The sequence below is a fragment of the Thermomonospora cellulosilytica genome (genome assembly GCF_014138835.1).
Classification (GTDB): Bacteria; Actinomycetota; Actinomycetes; order Streptosporangiales; family Streptosporangiaceae; genus Thermomonospora; species Thermomonospora amylolytica.
The window spans coordinates 4277842-4297148 of sequence record NZ_JACJII010000001.1 but is presented as its reverse complement, the minus strand read 5'-3'; the positions used below and the strand labels follow the sequence as shown (position 1 = coordinate 4297148).

Below are 19307 nucleotides of genomic sequence, written 5' to 3'. Positions count from 1 at the left end.
TGATTGTTTTGCTCCGAGTCACCCGTACCGCCCACCGAGCGGAGGACGCCATGACGCCGCAGGCCCCTTCCCGCGAGCCCCGGCAGGACCGCAGCCGGGCCACCCGGCGGCGCCTCCTCGAGGCCGCCATCGACTGCCTCGCCTCCGAGGGCTGGTCGGGCACCACCGTCGCGGTCGTGGCCGAACGCGCCGGCGTCTCCCGAGGCGCCGCCCAGCATCACTTCCGCACCCGCGAGGACCTGGTCACCGCCGCCGTCGAGTACGGCGCCGAGGTCCGCATGCGCAGCATGCGCGCCCGCCTCGAGGCCTCCGCCGGCACTCCCCTCACCACCCTGGAGGTCGTCACCATGCTCGGCGACCTCTACACCAGCCCCCTGTTCCGCGCCGCCCTCCAGCTCTGGGTGGCCGCCAGCTCCGATCCCCAGCTCCGCGCCCAGGTGCTCCCCCTCGAGGCCCGCGTAGGCCGCGAGGCCCACCGCCTCACCGTCGAGGCCCTGAACGCCGACGAGTCCATCCCCGGCGTCCGCGAAACCATCCAGGCCACCCTCGACCTGGTCCGCGGCCTCGGCCTGGCCGCCCTCCTCACCGACGACTCCCCCCGCCGAACCCGCCTCCTCACCCAATGGGCCAAAACCCTCGACACCGTCCTGACCCCACCCCCTGACCCCCGCAACCCGTCCAACCTCCAGCCCCCGCCATAGAGTTCGTCCCACTTGGCGAGTCGGCGATAGCAGACCAGGGCGAAGGCAATGGCGATGAAAAGGAAGTCTTCGGCCTTGCGCTCGTAGCGACAGTGCAGGCGGCGGCAGCCGCCAACCCAGGCGATCCGCCCACGGCCACGCCGCCGACGGCGGACGGCCCAGCCGGTCGCCGGCCTCCTCGCGGAGACACCGAAGGTGCGGAAAAGGGGCCGGGGCGAGCTCGACGCCGAGGCGCACGCCGAGTCGCGCCGCCGGCCCAGAGGCCCGGCGGCGAAGGGGGCCGGGAGACGCGCACATGCGCGTGCCGGGAAAGGCGCCCGCACCGGCGGGGCCGTCCGCCCACGGCCGCACCACCGGTGGCGGGGCGGTCCGCCGGCTATCGGCCTCCTCGCGGAGACGCGAAGGCGCGGAAAGGGGGCCGGGACGGGCTCGACGCCGAGGCTCGCGCCGAGCCGCGCCCTCCGGCGCAGGGGCCCGCGGCGAAGGGGGGCGGGGGAACGCGCACATGCGCGCGCCGGGAGCGGCGCCAGCGGTGGCGCCGGCCGCACGCAGAACACGACAAGGGCCCGGGGACACGGGCCAGGACCGGAGGGCCGGGAACCACGAAGACACCACGGCCCGGGACAAGGACCGCAAGGGGCGGGGGAACACACCAAAGAAGAGGGGCGGAAGAAGCGCCCGGTCCCGGAAGAAGGCCCCCGGGGGAGCATCCGGAGAAGAGCCGGGGAGGGGCTCCGGGGAGCGGGGGCGGGGAATGTGGGAATGCGAAAAGGGCCCGGTTTCTCGAAGGGTGTCAAAACCCCTGAGAAACCGGGCCCTTTTCGGATGGTAATGTTCCGGCGGTGTCCTACTCTCCCACACGGTCTCCCGTGCAGTACCATCGGCGCTGGAGGGCTTAACTACCGGGTTCGGAATGAGACCGGGTGTTTCCCCTCCGCCATGACCACCGGAACGCCTCACCCCGGCCGTGCCAGGCACGGCGGGAAACCCGTGGCGTTCCAGCACCCCCCAGAGGGGGTGGTGGACGCGTTATTCAGTTACCAACAACCTACCAACAACCGCGGCCGACAAAGGGCCGGCGGGGTGCGGGGGTTGTTTTCTGTGAACCGCACAGGGACGCGAACATCCACGCTGCAACAGTGGTGTGTTAAGCCGCTCGGCCTATTAGTACCGGTCCACTCCACACCTTACGATGCTTCCATGCCCGGCCTATCAACCCAGTCGTCTCCTGGGGGCCTTACCCCCACACAGGGGGAGGGAGACCTCATCTCGAGGAAGGCTTCCCGCTTAGATGCTTTCAGCGGTTATCCTGACCGAACGTAGCCAACCAGCCATGCCCCTGGCGGGACAACTGGCACACCAGAGGTTCGTCCGTCCCGGTCCTCTCGTACTAGGGACAGACCCTCTCAAGTCTCCTACGCGCGCAGCGGATAGGGACCGAACTGTCTCGCGACGTTCTAAACCCAGCTCGCGTGCCGCTTTAATGGGCGAACAGCCCAACCCTTGGGACCTACTCCAGCCCCAGGATGCGACGAGCCGACATCGAGGTGCCAAACCATCCCGTCGATATGGACTCTTGGGGAAGATCAGCCTGTTATCCCCGGGGTACCTTTTAGCCGTTGAGCGACATCCCTTCCACACGGAGATGCCGGATCACTAGGCCCTGCTTTCGCACCTGCTCGACATGTCTGTCTCACAGTCAAGCTCCCTTGTGCCCTTGCACTCAACACCTGATGACCAACCAGGCTGAGGGAACCTTTGGGCGCCTCCGTTACCCTTTAGGAGGCAACCGCCCCAGTTAAACTACCCACCAGGCACTGTCCCCCACCCGGATTCACGGGCGCGGGTTAGACGCTCGAAACGACCAGAGTGGTATTTCACCAACGACTCCACCCCCACTAGCGTGGCGGCTTCACAGTCTCCCACCTATCCTACACAAGACGCTCCCAACGCCAATACCAAGCTGTAGTGAAGGTCCCGGGGTCTTTCCGTCCTGCTGCGCGAAACGAGCATCTTTACTCGTACTGCAATTTCGCCGGGCCTGTGGTTGAGACAGCGGGGAAGTCGTTACGCCATTCGTGCAGGTCGGAACTTACCCGACAAGGAATTTCGCTACCTTAGGATGGTTATAGTTACCACCGCCGTTTACCGGCGCTTAGATTCTCACCTTCACCCCCACGAGGAGGGTTGAGCGGTCCTCTTAACGTTCCGGCACCGGGCAGGCGTCAGTCCGTATACAGCGTCTTACGACTTCGCACGGACCTGTGTTTTTAGTAAACAGTCGCTTCCCCCTGGCCACTGCGACCACCCCCAGCTCCCACCGCAAGGGCGTTCACCAGGCGTGGCCCCCCTTCTCCCAAAGTTACGGGGGCAATTTGCCGAGTTCCTTAACCACAGTTCACCCGATCGCCTCGGTATTCTCTACCTGACCACCTGAGTCGGTTTGGGGTACGGGCCGCCGGCACACTCGCTAGAGGCTTTTCTCGGCAGCATGGGATCACTCACTTCACCTAAAACGGCTCGGCATCACATCTCACCCTCATGGACCGCGGATTTGCCTACGATCCGGGCTACCTGCTTACCCCAGGTCGACCATCGCCTGGGCTGAGCTACCCTCCTGCGTCACCCCATCGCTTACCTACTACCCCCTCGGGCCCCAGCCTCCCCGCAAGACACCCGGTCCGAAGACCGGGCGGCGGTTCGGGTGGTTAGCATCAGGAGGTTCGGTATGGGCGCGTACCAGCGGGTACGGGAATATCAACCCGTTGTCCATCGACTACGCCTCACGGCCTCGCCTTAGGTCCCGACTTACCCTGGGCGGATCAGCCTGCCCCAGGAACCCTTGGTCATCCGGCGCACACGTTTCTCACGTGTGAATCGCTACTCATGCCTGCATTCTCACTCCCACAGCCTCCACCACTCGATCACTCGGCGGCTTCACCGGCTGCAGGACGCTCCCCTACCCACCAACACCTCAAGTGTCAGTGCCACGGCTTCGGCGGTGTGCTTGAGCCCCGCTACATTGTCGGCGCGGAATCACTTGACCAGTGAGCTATTACGCACTCTTTCAAGGATGGCTGCTTCTAAGCCAACCTCCTGGTTGTCACGGCAACTCCACATCCTTTACCACTTAGCACACGCTTAGGGGCCTTAGCCGATGATCTGGGCTGTTTCCCTCTCGACTACGAAGCTTATCCCCCGCAGTCTCACTGCCGCGCTCTCACTTACCGGCATTCGGAGTTTGGCTGACTTCGGTAACCCGGTGAGGCCCCTAGGCCATCCAGTAGCTCTACCTCCGGCAAGAAACACACGACGCTGCACCTAAATGCATTTCGGGGAGAACCAGCTATCACGGAGTTTGATTGGCCTTTCACCCCTAACCACAGGTCATCCCCCAGGTTTTCAACCCTGGTGGGTTCGGGCCTCCACACCGTCTTACCGGCGCTTCACCCTGCCCATGGCTAGATCACCCCGCTTCGGGTCTACAGCATGCGACTCATACGCCCTCTTCAGACTCGCTTTCGCTACGGCTACCCCACACGGGTTAACCTCGCCACACACCATAACTCGCAGGCTCATTCTTCAAAAGGCACGCCATCACCAACCACAACCCCCGAAGAGGCCGCGGCCTGCGGCTCTGACGGCTTGTAGGCACACGGTTTCAGGTACTCTTTCACGACCCCTCACCGGGGCACTTTTCACCTTTCCCTCACGGTACTGGTCCGCTATCGGTCATCGGGAAGTATTCAGCCTTACCACGTGGTCGTGGCAGATTCACACGAGATTTCACGGGCCCCGTGCTACTCGGGAACACACCCAGAAGCCACCAGAGTTTCGCCTACCGGACTCTCACCGTCTACGGTCGGCCATCCCAAGCCGTTCGACTACCCCAGCGGTTTATCACTCCTTGCCGGCATGGCAGCACCGGCCGGATGGTCCCACAACCCCGCACACGCAACCCCTGCCAGGTATCACACGCGCACGGTTTAGGCTCCTCCGCTTTCGCTCACCACTACTCACGGAATCACATATTGTTTTCTCTTCCAGCGGGTACTGAGATGTTTCACTTCCCCGCGTTCCCACCACCGCCCTATACATTCAGGCGGCAGCGACACCCCATGACAGGTGCCAGGTTACCCCATTCGGAAATCCCCGGATCACAGCCTGGTTGCCGGCTCCCCGAGGCATATCGCAGGCTCCCACGTCCTTCATCGGCTCCCGATGCCAAGGCATCCACCGTATGCCCTTAACAACTTAACAAACCTACAGCGATCAAAGATGCTCGCGTCCACTATGCAGTTCACAAAAAACAACCGGACAACCACACCACACCCGAACACACACGCCCGGGAGGGGCCGTGGCCCCGCAGCCCAGAGAAAACAACCCCCACCCCCAAGAAGAGGGCGAGAAAGGTCCGTTTCCTCAGGACCCAACAGTGTGTCCAACCCACCCGAACCCCACACCAGGAGGTTCCACACCCCGACACCCGACCTCACAGAGGCCGAGCACCCGATCCCTCACCGAAGAGGAACCATCCACCAGCCACAGCTGGGGATGCGGGCAGTACTGACCAGGACGGCGGTCCCGGCAGGTTGAGTAGCCAGTGCTCCACGGTTCTATGAGCAACCACCCCGAGACACGGTCGGCCTCGACGGGCGGTTCCCTGGACCAGGCGCCTCTCACCACTGGTGAGCGGCGTCGGCCGGGTGCTCCTTAGAAAGGAGGTGATCCAGCCGCACCTTCCGGTACGGCTACCTTGTTACGACTTCGTCCCAATCGCCGGCCCCACCTTCGACCGCTCCCCCCCACGAAGGGTTGGGCCACGGGCTTCGGGTGTTGCCGACTTTCGTGACGTGACGGGCGGTGTGTACAAGGCCCGGGAACGTATTCACCGCAGCGTTGCTGATCTGCGATTACTAGCGACTCCGACTTCACGAAGTCGAGTTGCAGACTTCGATCCGAACTGAGACCGGCTTTTAGGGATTCGCTCCACCTCACGGTATCGCAGCCCTCTGTACCGGCCATTGTAGCATGTTTGCAGCCCAAGACATAAGGGGCATGATGACTTGACGTCATCCCCACCTTCCTCCGAGTTGACCCCGGCGGTCTCCCATGAGTCCCCACCATCACGTGCTGGCAACATGGAACGAGGGTTGCGCTCGTTGCGGGACTTAACCCAACATCTCACGACACGAGCTGACGACAGCCATGCACCACCTGTCACCCGCCCCCGAAGGGACCCCGTGTCTCCACGAGTTTTCGGGTGATGTCAAGCCTTGGTAAGGTTCTTCGCGTTGCGTCGAATTAAGCAACATGCTCCGCCGCTTGTGCGGGCCCCCGTCAATTCCTTTGAGTTTTAGCCTTGCGGCCGTACTCCCCAGGCGGGGCGCTTAATGCGTTAGCTACGGCGCGGAGCCCGTGGAAGAACCCCACACCTAGCGCCCAACGTTTACGGCGTGGACTACCAGGGTATCTAATCCTGTTCGCTCCCCACGCTTTCGCTCCTCAGCGTCAGAACAGGCCCAGAGAACCGCCTTCGCCACCGGTGTTCCTCCCGATATCTGCGCATTTCACCGCTACACCGGGAATTCCGTTCTCCCCTACCTGCCTCTAGCCTGCCCGTATCCACCGCAGACCCACGGTTGAGCCGTGGGCTTTCACGACGGACGCGACAGGCCGCCTACGAGCTCTTTACGCCCAATAATTCCGGACAACGCTTGCGCCCTACGTATTACCGCGGCTGCTGGCACGTAGTTAGCCGGCGCTTCTTCTGCACCTACCGTCCAGGTTCGTCGGTGCTGAAAGAGGTTTACAACCCGAAGGCCTTCATCCCCCACGCGGCGTCGCTGCGTCAGGCTTCCGCCCATTGCGCAATATTCCCCACTGCTGCCTCCCGTAGGAGTCTGGGCCGTGTCTCAGTCCCAGTGTGGCCGGTCGCCCTCTCAGGCCGGCTACCCGTCGTCGCCTTGGTAGGCCATCACCCCACCAACAAGCTGATAGGCCGCGAGCCCATCCCCGACCGAAAAAACTTTCCACCACCACCCATGCGAGCAGTGGTCATATCCGGTATTAGACCCGGTTTCCCAGGCTTATCCCAGAGTCGGGGGCAGGTTACTCACGTGTTACTCACCCGTTCGCCGCTCGAGTACCCCCGAAGGGGCCTTTCCGCTCGACTTGCATGTGTTAAGCACGCCGCCAGCGTTCGTCCTGAGCCAGGATCAAACTCTCCATCAAGGTCACACCCACCACCCCCAACAGGAGGCAGCGGAAACCCAGAATGGGAACAAATCCCAGCACGCACACCCCACATCAGGGGCGTGCTGCCTCAAAGAAATCCTCTTGACGAGGACAACAACCCCCACAGGGGCTGTCACAAGGCACTGGCTTTTAACACACTGTTGAGTTCTCAAGAAACGGACACCCACCCCAGAACACCCACCCCACCAGGCAGGCACCCCGCAGGGGCAACCCTTCTACTGTACCCGTTCGTCCCGGTTTGTCCAACTCGGTCCGATCGGGCCCACCATGATCACGAGGACGCGGAAGATCGCTTCCTCAGGATCCTGGTGGATTCCCCCGGGGCCGGCCGCCTGTCGGCGTCCCGCTCCCCCGTGGGGCATGTAGAACATTAGGTCGACCCCGCGACGACGTCAAATCGACGGGCAGGTGTACGAACGCCCAGCTCAGCGGGGATATTCCCGCGTCCCTCGCCCGGGTCGCCGCACCGCGTGATCAATCTGTGATCGGCGCGCGGGCTCCGCCAGGGCGTCGTCACCGCTGGTCACGGCGCAGGGGCGCCGTCATGTCCGCATGGGGTGCAACAGCCCTGCCACCCGGGCTGCCCCGCCTGCGCGGTGACCGCACCACCAGAGCTCGACGGCGCTCGACGCCCGAGGCGGTACGGCGCGGGCCGACTCTGGTCGTACCCGATCGTCCATGCGGATCCGCGGCCGTAGCTCGTCTGATCGGCAGCCCCTCGACCACCACCGAAGCAAGACGGGTTGGGCGAGCGCGCAGGCCGGGCGTTCCGCACGAGTGTCCTGCTCACTGCGGATCCCGGAGGCGCGTCCACCAGGCCGTCGTCAAAGTGATCACATCGCGCTCACGAGGCGCACGCCGACGTCCACACGTACCGATCGCTTCACCGTTCGATGCCGGACCCGCGGAACGGTCGGCTCGACCCAGCCGACCCACGTCACCCGGGCACTACGACGTCAGGCCCGGGGACGTGTCCGGCGGATCTTGTGCGCGCGTTCGGGAGACGGCGGCGAACAGAGGCCGCCCGGAAACCGCTGGGAGGCACCCGGCGGACAGGTCGCCCGGTGCGACGCACCCGCCGGCGCCGAGATCCACCGGATAGACGGTGCGGCCGGACGGGTGGAATCCACCGAGATCCTGAGGAAGCGATCTTCCGCGTCCTCGTGATCATGGTGGGGCCGGTTCGGGGAGTTCGGTATCGGGCCGGACGGGGCACGGCGAACGCCCGGGTGGTGGGTGCGGGCGTTCGCCGTGCCGGAGGTCAGGGGCGCTTCACCTCGACCACGCCGACGTTGCGCTTGCCTCGGCGGAGGACCAGGAAGCGGCCGTGCAGAAGATCGTCGGAGGCCGGGGCGGCGTCCTCGGAGACGACCTTGGCGTTGTTGAGGTAGGCGCCGCCCTGGGCAATGGCGCGGCGGGCCTCGGACTTGCTCTTGCACAGGCCGGAGGCGGCGAGGAGGTCGGCGACGGGCGGGAGGTCGCCGGGCGGGACCTCGGTGTGGGGGACCTCGGAGAGCGCCGCGGCCAGGGTGCGTTCGTCGAGCTCCTCCAGGGACCCCTGGCCGAACAGGGCGCGGGAGGCGGCGATCACCTTGGCGCACTCGTCGGCGCCGTGGACGAGGGTGGTGAGCTCCTCGGCCAGGGCGCGCTGGGCGACGCGGGCGGCGGGGCGTTCGGCGGACTCCTTGACCAGGTGCTCGATCTCCTCGCGGGAGCGGAAGCTGAACACCTTGAGGAACTTCTCCACGTCCCGGTCGTCGGCGTTGAACCAGAACTGGTAGAACGCGTACGGCGAGGTCAGCTCGGGGTCGAGCCAGTAGGTCTCGCCGCCGGCGGTCTTGCCGAACTTGGACCCGTCGGCCTTGGTGAGCAGCGGGGTGGTCAGGGCGTGCGCGGTGCCGCCCTCGACGCGGCGGATCAGGTCGACGCCGGCGGTGAGGTTGCCCCACTGGTCGCTGCCGCCGGTCTGCAGGCGGCAGCCGTACCGGCGGTACAGCTCCAGGAAGTCCATCGACTGCAGCAGCACGTAGCTGAACTCGGTGTAGCTCATGCCCGTGCTCTCCAGGCGGGTCTTCACGGTCTCCCGGGCGAGCATCCGGTTGACCGGGAAGTGCTTGCCGATGTCGCGCAGGAACTCGATCGCCGTCATCGGGCCGGTCCAGTCCAGGTTGCTCACGATGAGCGCGCCGGTCGGGCCCTCGTCGAAGTCGAGGAACCGGGCGACCTGCCCGCGGATCCGCTCCACCCAGCCGGCGACGACCTCCGGGGAGTTGAGGGTGCGCTCGGCGCTCTTGCCGCTGGGGTCGCCGATCAGCCCGGTGGCGCCGCCGACCAGCCCGATCGGCCGGTGCCCGGCGAGCTGGAAGCGACGCAGGGTGAGGATCTGCATGAGGTTGCCCAGGTGCAGGCTCGGCGCGGTCGGGTCGAACCCGCAATACAGCGTGACCGGCCCCGCGGCGAGCAGCGCCCGCAGTTCGTCCAGGTCGGTGGACTGCGCGATCAGGTCGCGCCACGCGAGATCGGCAAGGACGTCGGTCACGGTCTCCCTCGTCTTCCGCGATGCCAGGCTCGGAACGCCGGGCCTTCCGGTACGCCCACCAGGGTGCCCGATGGGCCGCAGCACACGGTAACGATATTCAGCCGCCGAGGATGACATGGCCCGGACCGGCCGCGACTCGCCGTCGGGATCGGCCCGGCGGTGAGCCGCCGCTCAGCGGCCTGCCCGGGGCGGGCACACGGACGGCTCGGCGAAGGCCCCGCCTCCGCCTGACGCCGCGTGCTGAGGCGGCCCGGTTTCAGGGGCGGTCCGACGGCCGAACGAGTCAGCGGGTCACGTCTGGGCGGGTGGCCTGCGGCGGCGGGGAACGTGGGGCCGGTACTGGGAGACCGTGGGGTCGCCGTCGATCCAGAAGCGCCAGGGGACGTCCTTGGCCGCGGTCACGCCGACGCGGGGACCGGTGCGGATGCCGGCCGGGTCCACCGCGTCCCCGCTGAGGATGCGCAGGGGGGATCCGGTGTCGCAGACGTCCAGGCCGTTGTGGGCCCGGTCGATGGCCAGGGCCTGGCACAGGCGGGCCGGGCCCCGGGCGAGGTCGCGGACGGTGGACCGCGGGCGGCGCGACCGCGCCAGGTCGAGGCCCGCGACGATCTCCCCGGCGCGCAGGAGCACGGCCGAGGCGGTGCCGTCCGGGCCGCAGACCAGGTTCACGCAGAAGTGCATGCCGTACGTGAAGTAGACGTACGCGTGCCCCGGCGGACCCCACATGACGGCGTTGCGGGCCGTGCGTCCCCGGTAGGAGTGGGAGGCGGGGTCCAGCGGCCCGGCGTACGCCTCGACCTCGGTGAGGCGCACGGCGACCTCGCCCTCGTCGGTGCGGTGGGCGAAGACCTGCCCGAGCAGTGCGGGGGCGACCTCCTCCACGGGACGGTCGAAGAAGTCCCGGTCGAGGAGGTCGCTCACGACAGCCGTCCCGGCACGGTTCAGCCCTCGGAGCCGGAGGCCCAGGCGGCGTGCCGGTCGACCAGGGCGCGCAGGTCCTCCAGCTGCTCGCGGACCCGGTCGGGGCCGGTGCCGCCGTAGGCCTTGCGGGAGGCCAGGGCGCCCTGCACGTTCAGCACCTCGCGGACGTCCGGGGTCAGGTGCGGGGAGACCTTGGCCAGCTCGTCGTCGGTCAGGTCGTCGAAGTCCTTGTCGTTCACCTGGCACCACACCACCAGGTGGCCGACGACCTCGTGGGCCTCGCGGAACGGGACGCCGCGCCGCACCAGCAGCTCGGCCAGGTCGGTGGCCAGCGCGAAGCCCTCGGGGGCCAGCGCCTCCAGCCGTTCGGTGTTGACCCGCATGGTGGCGATCAGGCCGGACATGGCGGGCAGCACCAGCAGCAGGGTCTCGACGGCGTCGAAGACGCCCTCCTTGTCCTCCTGCAGGTCCCGGTTGTAGGTCAGCGGCAGGCCCTTGAGGGTGGTCAGCAGACCGACCAGATGGCCGATGAGGCGGCCGGCCTTGCCGCGGGCCAGCTCGGCGACGTCGGGGTTCTTCTTCTGCGGCATGATGGACGACCCGGTGGCGTAGGTGTCGTCCATCTCGATCCAGCGGAACTCCTGCGAGGCCCACAGGACGATCTCCTCGCCCAGCCGCGACAGGTGGACGCCGATCATGGCCGCCACGAACAGGAACTCGGCGGCGAAGTCGCGGTCGGCGACGGCGTCCATCGAGTTGGGGGCGGCGGCGTCGAAGCCCAGCTCGTCGGCGACCGCCTGCGGGTCCAGCGGCAGCGAGGACCCGGCCAGCGCGCCCGAGCCCAGCGGGGAGATCGCGGCGCGCCTGTCCCAGTCGCGCAGCCGGTCGATGTCGCGGGCGATGGGGTGCACGTGCGCCAGCAGCTGGTGGGAGAACAGCACCGGCTGGGCGTGCTGCAGATGGGTCATGCCGGGGGCGGCCACGCCCATGTTGTGCTCGGCCTGGGCGATCAGCGCGGTCTCCAGCTCCACCAGCCGGGAGACGATCTGCCGGGCGTGGTCGCGCAGGTACAGCCGCAGGTCGGTGGCGATCTGGTCGTTGCGGCTGCGGCCGGCGCGCAGCTTGCCGCCCAGCGCGCCGAGCCGCTCCAGCAGGCCGCGCTCCAGGGCGGTGTGCACGTCCTCGTCGGCCACCGTGGGGCGGAACTCGCCGGACCGGCAGGCCGCCTCCAGGTCGTCCAGCGCGCCCAGCATGCGGGTCAGCTCGTCGTCGGTGAGCAGGCCCGCCCGGTGCAGCACGCGGGCGTGGGCGCGCGAGCCCATCAGGTCGTACGGGGCCAGGCGCCAGTCGAACTGCACGCTCACCGACAGCCGGGCGAGCGCGTCCGCCGGACCGCCCTCGAACCGGCCGCCCCACAACCTCGTCGGTGCCTTACTCACGTGTCTCCTTGCACTCGCTTCGCTCGCGCGGCTCGCGGGCCTTCGGACGCGCGGCCGTTCGGTCGTCGGCTTCAAGATCGCTCGTTCCTCGCGATCTTGAAGCCTCCTCCCTCACGACCACGCGGGCCCGCTCGCGGGTGGCCTTCAGTGGTCTTGGACATGCGAAGCCTACCGGGCGGGAACGTACGTCCTCGCCTGAGCAGGCCGCTCTGCGGAGCCCTGGGTCCGATGGAGGCGGACGGTGTGCGGCGCCGTCGTGAAACGCGGTCTCACGGACCGGTCGCACGCTGTCCCAGCGGACGTACGCCGTACCGCTCGCCGCATCGCTTTGATGGAGAGCGTGCCGTTCTGCCGGGCATGTACGGCCTTTCCCGAACGGGGCTCTGCGTGGGGGTGGGTCCCCCGTCGTCCGGGATCAAGCTTTCGTGGTGTCAGTCTCGGGTGCGGCGGTCGCGGGCGGCGGACATCTTGCTGGGGAGGCTGAACAGTTCGACGAAGCCCCTGGCCAGGCTCTGGTCGAAGGTGTCGCCGGTGTCGTAGGTGGCCAGGGAGTGGCTGTACAGGGAGCTGTCGCTGCGGCGGCCGGTGACGACGGCGCGGCCGCCGTGCAGGGTCATCCGGATGTCGCCGCTCACGTGCTTCTGGGATTCGGCGATGAAGGCGTCCAGGGCGTGCTTGAGCGGGGAGAACCACAGGCCGTCGTAGACGAGTTCGCCCCAGCGCTGGTCGACGCCGCGCTTGAAGCGTGCCAGGTCGCGTTCGACGGTGACGTTCTCCAGTTCCATGTGGGCGGTGATCAGCGCGATGGCGGCGGGGGCCTCGTAGACCTCGCGGCTCTTGATGCCGACCAGGCGGTCCTCGACCATGTCGATGCGGCCCACGCCCTGGGCGCCGGCGCGCCGGTTGAGTTCGTCGATGAGCTGGAACGGGGTCAGCTCGCGGCCGTCGAGGGCGACGGGGACGCCGGCCCGGAAGGTGATGACGACCTCGTCGGGGTCGCGCTGGACGGCCGGGTCGGCGGTGTAGTCGTAGACGTCCTCGACGGGCCCGTTCCAGATGTCCTCCAGGAAGCCGGTCTCGACGGCGCGGCCCCACAGGTTCTGGTCGATGGAGTACGGGGACTTGGACGACACGTCGATCGGCAGGCCCCTGGACTCGGCGTACTCGATGGCCTTGTCGCGGGTCCAGGCGAAGTCCCGGGCGGGGGCGATGACCTTCAGGTCGGGGTTGAGGGCGGACAGGCCGGCCTCGAAGCGGACCTGGTCGTTGCCCTTGCCGGTGCAGCCGTGCGCGACGGCGGTGCCGCCGAACCGTTCGGCGGCGGCGACCAGGTGCTTGACGATCAGCGGCCGCGACAGCGCGGACAGCAGCGGGTAGCGGTCCATGTAGAGGGCGTTGGCCTGCAGGGCGGGCACGCAGAAGTCGGCGGCGAACTCCTCGCGGGCGTCGACCACGACGGCCTCGGCGGCGCCGCACGCCAGCGCCCGCTTGCGGATGGCCTCCAGGTCCTCGCCGCCCTGGCCGACGTCCACCGCGACGGCGACGACCTCGCCTCCGGTCCGTTCGGCCAGGTACGGGATGGCCACGGAGGTGTCCAGGCCCCCGGAATAGGCGAGAACGACCCGCTCGCTCATGTCGTGATCTCCTGATTCGGCGTTGCGGAGGACGTGCAGGAAGTGGTGGGTGCGGGGGCGCCGGCCCCTAGCCTCGTCGTTCGGTCAGCCGCAGCAGCGCGTCGGCCAGCGCCTGCCCGCCGTCGGGGTCGCGGGCGATGACCAGGATCGAGTCGTCCCCTGCCACGGTACCCAGGACGGACGGCCACTGCGCGTGGTCGATGGCGGAGGCCAGGTACTGGGCGGCGCCCGCCGGGGTCCGCACGATCACCAGGTTGGCGGAGGCCTCGGCGGAGACCAGCAGTTCCTGGGCCAGCCGGGCGAGCCGGCCGTGGAAGGTCTCCGCCGATCCGGTGTGGGTGCGCGGGATGCGTTCCCCGCCCTCGCCGGGAACGGCGTAGATCAGGCTGCCGTCGTCGGCGCGGAGCTTGACCGCGCCGATCTCCACCAGGTCGCGGGACAGGGTGGCCTGGGTGACCTCCAGGCCGTCCTCGGCCAGCAGCCGGGCCAGCTCGGCCTGGGAGTGGACCGGGTGGCGGTTGAGGATCTCGATGACGCGGGCGTGCCGCGCCGCCTTGGTCATGGGGGTGCTCATGGGACACCATCCTGCTGCTCCAGCAGCCAGACCAGCAGGGCCTTCTGGGCGTGCAGCCGGTTCTCGGCCTCGTCCCAGACGACGCTGTGCGGGCCGTCGAGGACGGCGGCGGAGATCTCCTTGCCGCGGTAGGCGGGCAGGCAGTGCAGCACCGCCACGTCGGGGGCGGCCAGCGCGACCTTGTCCTCGTCGACCGCGTACGGGGCGAAGACCGCCAGGTCCTTGGCGTCCTGCCCCATGGACACCCAGGTGTCGGTGGCCAGCACGTCGGCGTTCTCGGCGGCGGCCTTGGCGTCGGTGGTGACGGCGACCGATCCGCCGGTGGCCTCGGCGATCCGGGCGGCGTCGGCGACGACCCGCGGGTCGGGCAGGTAGCCGTCGGGGGCGCCGATCCGGACGTGCATGCCGGCGGTGGCGCCGCCGAGCAGGTACGAGTGGGCCATGTTGTTGGCGCCGTCGCCCAGGTAGGTCAGGGTGACCCCGGCCAGCCCGCCCTTGACCTCGCGGACGGTCTGCAGGTCGGCGAGGATCTGGCAGGGGTGGAACTGGTCGGTGAGGGCGTTGACGACCGGCACCGACGAGGCGGCGGCCATCTCCTCGACCCGTTCCTGCCCGGAGGTCCGCCACACGATGGCGGCGACCTGGCGTTCGAGGACCTTGGCGGTGTCGGAGATGGTCTCGCCGCGGCCGAGCTGGCTGGTGCCGGCGTCCATGATCAGGGCGTGCCCGCCGAGCTCGGCGATGCCGACGGCGAACGAGATCCGGGTCCGGGTGGAGGGCTTGTCGAACAGCACCGCCACGGTCCGCGGCCCCTCCAGGGGGCGGCGGGCGAACCGGTCCCGCTTGACCTCGGCGGCCAGGTCGAGGATCCGGGCCTGTTCGGCGGGGGTGAGGTCGTCGTCCCGCAGGAAGTGGCGCACCATCGGTCAGCCCTCCTTGGGGGAGACGGCGTCGAGGATCGAGGGGAACGCGTTGACCAGCGCGGTGGCCTGGTCGGGGGTGACGATCAGCGGCGGGGCCAGCCGGATCACGTTCGGCTGGACGGCGTTGACCAGGAACCCGGCGTCGCGGGCGGCGGCCTCCACGTCGGCGGCGCGGGCCTCGGCGAGCACGACGCCCAGCCACAGGCCGCGTCCCCGCACGCCCTTCAGCAGCGGATGCTCGACGGCGGACAGGCCGTCTTTGAGCAGGGCGCCGACCCGGGCGGCGTTGTCGAGCAGCCCTTCCTTCTCGATGGTCGCCAGGACGGCCAGGGCGGCGGCGCAGGCGACCGGGTTGCCGCCGAACGTGCTGCCGTGGTCGCCCTTGGCGAACAGCTCCCCATAGGGGCCGAAGCCGATGCAGGCGCCGATCGGCAGCCCGCCGCCCAGGCCCTTGGCGAGGGTGAGGATGTCGGGCCGTATCCCGTCGTGCTGGTGGGCGAACCAGGTGCCGGTACGGCCGATCGCGGACTGGATCTCGTCCATGACGAACAATGCGCCGGTGTCGTCGCAGATCTGCCGGGCCGCTGCCAGGTAGCCGTCCGGCGGGGGAACGACGCCGCCCTCGCCCAGCGTGGGCTCCAGGAAGACCGCCGCGCACTCCTCGGTGACGGCCTGGCGCAGAGCGTCGGCGTCTCCGTACGGGACGAACCGCACGTCGAGGGCGAACGGTCCGAACGGCTCGCGGATCGACTGCTTGCCGGTCAGCGACAGCGCGCCCATCGACCGGCCGTGGAAGCCGTTCTCGGCGGCGACGAAGTAGCTCCGCCCGTTCGCCTTGCCGTACTTGATGGCGAGTTTGAGGGCGCACTCGTTGGCCTCGGTGCCGCTGTTGGTCAGGAACACCCGGCCCTCGCCGCCGAGCAACCGGCGCAGCTCCTCGGCCAGCAGCACCTCCTGCTCGTTGACGAACAGGTTGGAGGTGTGGGCGATCGAGTGGATCTGGTTGGAGACGGCCTCGGCGAGGGCCTCGTGGGCGTGGCCGAGGGAGCTGACCGCGATGCCGGCGATGAAGTCCAGGTACTCCTTGCCGTCGGCGTCGTGGGCCACGCATCCCTGACCGGCGACCAGCGCCACCGGCGGCACCCCGTAGTTGGGCATGAACGCCGCCGCGTACCGGGCGAGCAGGTCTTCGGAGCTCATGCGGCCCCTCCCCGGCCCGGCACCACCATGGTGCCGATGCCCTCGTCGGTGAACACTTCCAGCAGCAGCGAGTGCGGCACCCGCCCGTCGAGCACGTGCGCCTGCGGTACTCCCCCGCGTACGGCCTGCAGGCACGCCTCCATCTTGGGGACCATGCCCGCCGACAGCTCCGGCAGCAGCTCGGCCAGCTCGTCGGTGGTCAGCTCGTCGATGACCTCCTCGCTGTTCGGCCAGTCGGCGTACAGGCCCTCCACGTCGGTGAGGACGATCAGCTTGGCGGCGTCGAGGGCGACCGCCAGCGCGGCGGCGGCGGTGTCGGCGTTGACGTTGTAGATCTCGCCGTCGTCGCCGCGGGCCACGGACGAGACCACCGGGATGCGGCCGTCGTCCAGCAGGCTGCGCACCGCGCCGACCTGCACCTCGACGATCTCGCCGACCTGGCCGATGTCGACCGGCTCGCCGTCCACGACGGCGTGCTTGCGCTCGGCGGTGAACAGGTTGGCGTCCTCGCCGCTCATCCCCACCGCGAACGGGCCGTGCCGGTTGATCAGGCCGACCACGTCCCGGTTGACCTGGCCGACCAGCACCATCCGGACGACCTCCATGGCCTCGGGGGTGGTGACCCGCAGCCCGGCGGTGAAGTGCGACTCGATGCCGTGGACCTCCAGCGCGGCGTTGATCTGGGGGCCGCCGCCGTGCACGATCACCGGCCTGATCCCGGCGTACCGCAGGAACACGATGTCCTCGGCGAAGGAGTGCCGCAGCGACTCCTCGGTCATCGCGTGCCCGCCGTACTTGATGACGACGGTCCTGCCGTGGAAGCGCTCCAGCCAGGGCAGCGCCTCGATCAGCGCGGCGGCCTTGGCGAGCACGTGACCGCGGGGGGCGCTCATGTCGAGTACGCCGAGTTCTCGTGGACGTACTCGGCCGTGAGGTCGGTCGTCCAGACGGTCGCGGACTCCGGACCCGCCGACAGGTCCACCGTGATCGTCACGTCGCGGGGGCGCAGGTCGACCTTGTCGCGGTCGTCGCCGACCGCGCCGTTGCGGCACACCCACACGCCGTTGATGGCCACGTTCACCTGGTCGGGCTCGAACACCGCGTCGGTGGCGCCGACCGCGCCCAGCACCCGGCCCCAGTTGGGGTCCTCGCCGTGGATGGCGCACTTGAGCAGGTTGTTGCGGGCGATGGCGCGGCCGACCGTCACCGCGTCGGAGACGCTGGCCGCGCCGACGACCTCGATGGTGATGGCCTTGGTGGCGCCCTCGGCGTCGACCAGCAGCTGCCGGGTCAGGTCGGCGCAGACCTCGGTGAGCAGCGCGGTGAACTCGGCCTCGTCCGGGGTGACCCCGGCGGCCCCGGAGGCCAGCAGCAGCACGGTGTCGTTGGTGGAGATGCAGCCGTCGGTGTCGAGCCGGTCGAAGGTGACCGCGACGGCCGACCGCAGCGCCCGGTCCAGGGTCTCGGCGTCCAGGTCGGCGTCGGTGGTCAGCACGCACAGCATGGTGGCCAGCGAGGGGGCCAGCATCCCGGCGCCCTTGGCCATGCCGCCGATGGTGTAGCCGGCCTCCTGCGCGCGCCGGAAGGAGATCTTGGCGACGGTGTCGGTGGTGCGGATGGCGTCGGCGGCGGCCAGCCCGCCGTCGCGGGACAGCTCGGCGGCGGCGGTGCCGATCGCCGGGAGCAGCCTGTCCATCGGCAGCCGTTCGCCGATCAGTCCGGTGGAGCAGACGGCGATCTCGGCGGCCGAGTCGTCCAGCACCTCGGCGGCCTGCTCGGCGGTGGCGTGGGTGTCCTGGAAGCCGGGCGCTCCGGTGCAGGCGTTGGCGCCGCCGGAGTTCAGCACGACCGCGCGCACCCGGCCGCCGCGCAGCACCTGCTGCGACCACAGCACGGGGGCGGCCTTCACCCGGTTGCGGGTGAAGACCCCGGCCGCGGCGCGGGACGGGCCGTCGTTGACGACCAGGGCCAGGTCGCGATCCCCGCCGTTCTTGAGCCCGGCGGCGACGCCGGCGGCGCGGAATCCCAGGGGGGCGGTTACGCTCACGGGGACACTCCGATCGTGGTGAGTCCGAGCTCTTCGGGCAGGCCGAGGGCGATGTTGGCGCTCTGCACGGCGCCTCCCGCGGTGCCCTTGGTGAGGTTGTCGATGGCGGCGACGGCGACCAGGCGGCCGGCGCGTTCGTCGAGGGCCACCTGGACGAACGCGGTGTTGGCGCCGAGCGTCATCGCGGTGGCCGGCCACTGCCCCTCCGGCAGCAGCGACACGAACGTCTCGCCGTCGTAGGCGTCGCCGTAGGCCCGCCGGACCGCGGCGTGGTCGACGCCGGGCCTGACCTTGGCGGTGCAGGTGGCGAGGATGCCGCGGCTCATCGGGGCCAGGGTCGGGGTGAACGACACGGTGACCGGCTCCCCGGCCACGGCGCTGAGGTTCTGCGTCATCTCGGGGGTGTGCCGGTGCACGCCGCCGACCCCGTACGGCGACATGGACCCCATCACCTCGCTGCCGAGCAGGTGCGGCTTGAGGCTCCTGCCCGCCCCGGAGGTCCCGGAGGCCGCGACCACCACCACGTCCGGCTCGACCAGCCCGGCCCCGAACGCCGGGAACATCGCCAGCGTGACGGCCGTCGGGTAGCAGCCGGGGACCGCGATCCGCCGGGTGCCGCGCAGCGCCTCCCGCTGCCCGGGCAGCTCCGGCAGTCCGTACGGCCAGGTGCCGGCGTGCGGGGTGCCGTAGAACTCCGCCCAGTCGCCGGCGTCGCGCAGCCGGAAGTCCGCGCCGCAGTCGACGACCAGCACGTCGTCCCCGAGTCGTTCGGCCAGCGGTCCCGACTGCCCGTGCGGCAGCGCCAGGAAGACCACGTCGTGCCCGGCCAGCGTCTCGGGGGTGGTCTCCGCCAGGACCCGTGCGGCCAGCGGCCGCAGGTGCGGCTGCAGCGTCCCCAGCTCCGCCCCGGCGTTGGAGCCCGCCGTCAGCGTGCCGATCTCGAACTCGGGGTGACCGGCCAGGATGCGCAGCAACTCGCCGCCCGCATACCCGCTGGCCCCGGCCACCGCCGCCGTGATGCCCATCCCGGCAGACCCCTCCCGTGAAGACTCTCTAGCAAGAGTATTCAT

General features: G+C 69.0%; 11 protein-coding genes, 3 rRNA genes and 1 pseudogene. 1 reads left to right on the top strand and 14 read right to left on the bottom strand.

Annotation, left to right across the window (positions count from 1 at the left end):
* Nucleotides 1-50: 50 nt before the first annotated feature.
* Complete coding sequence (locus HNR21_RS20165) at nucleotides 51-701, top strand: TetR/AcrR family transcriptional regulator (RefSeq protein ID WP_182706399.1); 651 nt, start codon at nucleotides 51-53, stop codon at nucleotides 699-701.
* A gap of 17 nt (nucleotides 702-718) precedes the next feature.
* On the opposite strand, the pseudogene HNR21_RS35415 reads toward HNR21_RS20165, so the two are convergent.
* The 14 genes and pseudogenes from HNR21_RS35415 to argC all read right to left on the bottom strand — a co-directional run.
* Nucleotides 719-820 (bottom strand): annotated as a pseudogene (locus HNR21_RS35415) (IS5/IS1182 family transposase); the annotation flags it as partial.
* 715 nt (nucleotides 821-1535) lie between these two features.
* Nucleotides 1536-1652, bottom strand: a 5S ribosomal RNA gene (rrf, locus tag HNR21_RS20160).
* Nucleotides 1653-1844: 192 nt separating this feature from the next.
* Nucleotides 1845-4961: ribosomal RNA gene (locus HNR21_RS20155) — 23S ribosomal RNA — on the bottom strand.
* A 458-nt stretch (nucleotides 4962-5419) separates the two neighbouring features.
* Nucleotides 5420-6936 (bottom strand): 16S ribosomal RNA (locus HNR21_RS20150).
* The 16S, 23S and 5S rRNA genes sit together here, the layout of an rRNA operon.
* 1285 nt (nucleotides 6937-8221) lie before the next feature.
* Complete coding sequence (gene tyrS / locus HNR21_RS20145) at nucleotides 8222-9499, bottom strand: tyrosine--tRNA ligase (RefSeq protein WP_182706398.1); 1278 nt, start codon at nucleotides 9497-9499, stop codon at nucleotides 8222-8224.
* Between the two features lie 291 nt (nucleotides 9500-9790).
* A complete protein-coding gene (locus tag HNR21_RS20140) occupies nucleotides 9791-10420 on the bottom strand; it encodes a DNA-3-methyladenine glycosylase (protein ID WP_182706397.1) in 630 nt (209 codons plus the stop codon).
* A 20-nt stretch (nucleotides 10421-10440) separates the two neighbouring features.
* Complete coding sequence (gene argH, locus HNR21_RS20135) at nucleotides 10441-11859, bottom strand: argininosuccinate lyase (RefSeq protein WP_182706396.1); 1419 nt, start codon at nucleotides 11857-11859, stop codon at nucleotides 10441-10443.
* A 431-nt stretch (nucleotides 11860-12290) separates the two neighbouring features.
* Nucleotides 12291-13493, bottom strand: a complete 1203-nt coding sequence (locus HNR21_RS20130; protein WP_182706395.1) for an argininosuccinate synthase — start codon at nucleotides 13491-13493, stop codon at nucleotides 12291-12293.
* Nucleotides 13494-13560: 67 nt separating this feature from the next.
* On the bottom strand, nucleotides 13561-14067 hold the full coding sequence (locus HNR21_RS20125) for an arginine repressor (protein WP_119730760.1): 507 nt from the start codon (nucleotides 14065-14067) through the stop codon (nucleotides 13561-13563).
* On the bottom strand, nucleotides 14064-14990 hold the full coding sequence (argF, locus tag HNR21_RS20120; RefSeq protein ID WP_119730761.1) for an ornithine carbamoyltransferase: 927 nt from the start codon (nucleotides 14988-14990) through the stop codon (nucleotides 14064-14066). The genes HNR21_RS20125 and argF overlap by 4 nt, the downstream gene beginning before the upstream one ends.
* Before the next feature lie 3 nt (nucleotides 14991-14993).
* Nucleotides 14994-16190, bottom strand: a complete 1197-nt coding sequence (locus tag HNR21_RS20115; protein WP_119730762.1) for an acetylornithine transaminase — start codon at nucleotides 16188-16190, stop codon at nucleotides 14994-14996.
* Entirely contained in the window at nucleotides 16187-17083 is an 897-nt protein-coding gene (gene argB / locus HNR21_RS20110) for an acetylglutamate kinase (RefSeq protein ID WP_119730763.1), read from the bottom strand. Before argB ends, HNR21_RS20115 begins: the two co-directional genes overlap by 4 nt.
* On the bottom strand, nucleotides 17080-18237 hold the full coding sequence (gene argJ, locus HNR21_RS20105) for a bifunctional glutamate N-acetyltransferase/amino-acid acetyltransferase ArgJ (RefSeq protein WP_119730764.1): 1158 nt from the start codon (nucleotides 18235-18237) through the stop codon (nucleotides 17080-17082). Before argJ ends, argB begins: the two co-directional genes overlap by 4 nt.
* Complete coding sequence (argC, locus tag HNR21_RS20100) at nucleotides 18234-19262, bottom strand: N-acetyl-gamma-glutamyl-phosphate reductase (RefSeq protein ID WP_119730765.1); 1029 nt, start codon at nucleotides 19260-19262, stop codon at nucleotides 18234-18236. The genes argJ and argC overlap by 4 nt, the downstream gene beginning before the upstream one ends.
* Nucleotides 19263-19307: the final 45 nt, after the last annotated feature.

Excerpts from the sequence above, each read along its gene's own strand:
- argB (WP_119730763.1), bottom strand. The coding sequence starts at position 17,083 with ATGAGCGCCCCCCGCGGTCACGTGCTCGCCAAGGCCGCCGCGCTGATC.
- argC (WP_119730765.1), bottom strand. The coding sequence starts at position 19,262 with ATGGGCATCACGGCGGCGGTGGCCGGGGCCAGCGGGTATGCGGGCGGC.
- HNR21_RS20130 (WP_182706395.1), bottom strand. The coding sequence starts at position 13,493 with ATGAGCGAGCGGGTCGTTCTCGCCTATTCCGGGGGCCTGGACACCTCC.
- HNR21_RS20115 (WP_119730762.1), bottom strand. The coding sequence starts at position 16,190 with ATGAGCTCCGAAGACCTGCTCGCCCGGTACGCGGCGGCGTTCATGCCC.
- HNR21_RS20165 (WP_182706399.1), top strand. The coding sequence starts at position 51 with ATGACGCCGCAGGCCCCTTCCCGCGAGCCCCGGCAGGACCGCAGCCGG.
- HNR21_RS20125 (WP_119730760.1), bottom strand. The coding sequence starts at position 14,067 with ATGAGCACCCCCATGACCAAGGCGGCGCGGCACGCCCGCGTCATCGAG.
- argF (WP_119730761.1), bottom strand. The coding sequence starts at position 14,990 with ATGGTGCGCCACTTCCTGCGGGACGACGACCTCACCCCCGCCGAACAG.